Source organism: Methylobacterium nigriterrae (genome assembly GCF_037106235.1).
In the GTDB taxonomy this organism is placed as follows: domain Bacteria; phylum Pseudomonadota; class Alphaproteobacteria; order Rhizobiales; family Beijerinckiaceae; genus Methylobacterium; species Methylobacterium nigriterrae.
Genome location: NZ_JBAWTG010000296.1, coordinates 1 through 2,385, shown reverse-complemented (window position 1 = coordinate 2,385; position 2,385 = coordinate 1). Strand labels below are relative to the sequence as shown.

General features: G+C 62.5%; 3 protein-coding genes and 1 pseudogene. 1 reads left to right on the top strand and 3 read right to left on the bottom strand.

The annotated features are described in order from the left end of the window. Both WDW90_RS36380 and WDW90_RS36375 read right to left on the bottom strand, forming a co-directional pair. A partial coding sequence (locus WDW90_RS36380) for a tetratricopeptide repeat protein (RefSeq protein ID WP_336492604.1) occupies nucleotides 1–651 on the bottom strand: 651 nt, incomplete at its 3' end. A gap of 264 nt (nucleotides 652–915) precedes the next feature. Then, on the bottom strand, nucleotides 916–1,098 hold the full coding sequence (locus WDW90_RS36375; RefSeq protein WP_336492603.1) for a hypothetical protein: 183 nt from the start codon (nucleotides 1,096–1,098) through the stop codon (nucleotides 916–918). A 411-nt stretch (nucleotides 1,099–1,509) separates the two neighbouring features. Between WDW90_RS36375 and WDW90_RS36370 the strand changes: the two genes are divergently transcribed. After that, nucleotides 1,510–2,022, top strand: coding sequence for a hypothetical protein (locus WDW90_RS36370; RefSeq protein ID WP_336492602.1), 513 nt, complete (start codon nucleotides 1,510–1,512; stop codon nucleotides 2,020–2,022). Nucleotides 2,023–2,166: 144 nt separating this feature from the next. On the opposite strand, the pseudogene WDW90_RS36365 reads toward WDW90_RS36370, so the two are convergent. Continuing rightward, a pseudogene (locus tag WDW90_RS36365) lies at nucleotides 2,167–2,385 on the bottom strand (PepSY domain-containing protein); the annotation flags it as partial.

Below are 2,385 nucleotides of genomic sequence, written 5' to 3'. Positions count from 1 at the left end.
CGACCGCGCAGACAGGATGCTGTCCGACGCGCCTCCGATCACGGATTGGTGGAAGCCCCAGCCTCTACCTCCTGCCGTGCCTTGAGGAAGGATGGGCTGTTCTGAAGCCCCGGCTGCAGGCGCGCGGCCTCTTGTCAGATCGGCAAGCGCCCGGCTGCGCTCGCCCATGCTCAAGAGCACCGCCGCACGGTTCTGGTAGGCGATGACGTACCTCGGGCTCAGGCGAATGGCCTCGCTGTAATCCGCAAGTGCTCGGCGGGCGTCACCCTTGGCTTTGAACGCCGTGCCGCGGCTGTTGTAGGTCCAGGCATTCTGCGGATCGATCTGGATGGATCGGTTGAAATCCGCGATGGCGCGGTCGTGCTGCCCTTTGCCGCTGAAGGCCATGGCGCGGTTGTTGAAGGCCGCAGCCGACTTCATGGGCCAAAGGCGAATGGCCTCGTTGAAGTCCGCGATTGCGCGGTCGTAGTCGTCCTTCTGCAGATAGGCGAGGCCGCGGTTGTTGCGGTAGACGGCGTTGTCCGGGCTTCGGCGGATGTTCTCGGTCGGGGCCGCAATCGCGTTGTCCCCGGAGGTATCAAGGGCTTTCGCCGCCTGCGCGTTTAGGCCGGCAGCCAGCGCGATGGCTGCCCAGACATACCTTGCCCCCACCAGCCTGCCCCCTGCGCTTCTTAGGCCGCCGGCTGATGTCGCCAGCAGATACTGAGGACAATGGTCCTCGGCTGTTCGTGCGGCGGCAAGCCCGACGAGGGCGATGATCCAAGGAAATGCGCCAACCCGCTGTTACAGGATGGCGTCTAGCCCCTCCGGTCTGCGAGTTGGGCTTACTTTGGATCGGTGATGCGCCAAGCGTCGCATTGATGCCAAAGACTGCGGGAATGAAGGCCGCAGAGGTCTGCTATGCCGCGCGCTCACTTAATTTTGGCCGTCGTTCTTTTCGGCTCCGCCTCTCAGGCCGTGGGCGGCAGTGATGCTGCGGCTGCCGACGTGTCGCTGAACGTGATCCGCACGGTGGAGTACCGGGCCATTGCCGCCCAGCAACTCAAGCGGCTTCAGCGCCGAGCCAACCAATGGCGTGCGGAGCGTCGGCAGGCTCATCGTGGGACACCAGGGCGCACATCAATCGCAGATGCGGAACCTCCTGAGCAGCACGACTGACCTAGGCGCATTCAAGCTGCTTGGCCCGGATGAACGCTACGGGTAGCCGCCGATCACCCGTCCGTCGTTCACTCACGTCAACTCGCGCGAGTATTCCGTCCGCCGCTCCCTGCCCTGCGGAACCGGATCACGGTCGAGAGCTTGGGCCAGTCGATGGGATAGAAGAAGCGGTGCTCGCGCCGGATGGGCATGGCCGTAAATGGCCATGCTTGCGCTTCATGTGGCAAGCTTCGTCGCAAAAAGCGGTCTGGAGGCAGCAGGCATGTCGCCGCGTCAGTCACGATAAACCGCGAGGAGTTCTACGAGCGCGTATGGGCGCATCCTCTTACCCATATCGACGAGGAGCTTGGAATGTCAGCCCGCGAGATCGCGTTGTTGTGCAAGCGCCTCAAGGTGCCCTTGCCGCCTAAAGGCTACTGGACCAGGCAGGCAAAGAAACGGATGGTGGGGCGCCCACCACTGCTGCCCATACAGCGCGGCGAGCTGCGGTCCGTTCTGGTCAGGCGCACAGATGGCAAGGGCCCGACCCCAGAAGAACAGCAGGAAGCTCAGGCCCGAGCCGAAGAGCGACGGAGAGAGCGACATGCCGAGGCACAGCGACGCCATCTCGATGAGCGCCGCTGGACTTGTCTCGTGGACTTGAGCAGGCAATCGGATGAGGCAGAGCAGGTGCGTCGGTTTCTCTCGCGCCTGGAAGAAGCACAACTTTCGCCAGAGGCCCTTTTCGGAGACCACACTGTCGCGGGCTGGCTGAGCTGGGCACGCGAATACGTCGAGCGGATAGATCCTCTCGCGAAGGAGGCGGCTCTCGCATACGAGAGGCTAGCGCAGGCTTCTGCCATCAGGCCGCACCAGCACGATTGAAATAGCGGGGAGAATATCTTCGCGTCCAATCGATGCGCGAACATGTTCCGCATCTTTCCAAGGCAAGAAAGCCCCTGCTGAGATTTAGGCTGTGACGTGGAGCCTTCCTGCAAGAGGTTAATGGGAAGGCGGGAATGATATGGCTCAATCACCCACGATCTTGCCGTCCGGACCCACCTTGACGGTCTGATCCTTGTCAGCGCCGGCCACCTTGATCTTATACTGCACCGACGAGCCCTCGCGCTCGACCTCAGCCTCATAGGCTTTGCCGCCACCCGCCTTCTGCTCAGCGACGGTCAATGCATCCTTCAGCGAGGTCTTCGCATTTTGGAAGTCCGCTGGCTTCAGTCGGGTGAAGTAGCG

Bases quoted from the DNA above. Each gene is read 5' to 3' on its own strand.
- WDW90_RS36375 (WP_336492603.1), bottom strand. From the start codon at position 1,098: ATGAGCCTGCCGACGCTCCGCACGCCATTGGTTGGCTCGGCGCTGAAG.
- WDW90_RS36370 (WP_336492602.1), top strand. From the start codon at position 1,510: ATGTCAGCCCGCGAGATCGCGTTGTTGTGCAAGCGCCTCAAGGTGCCC.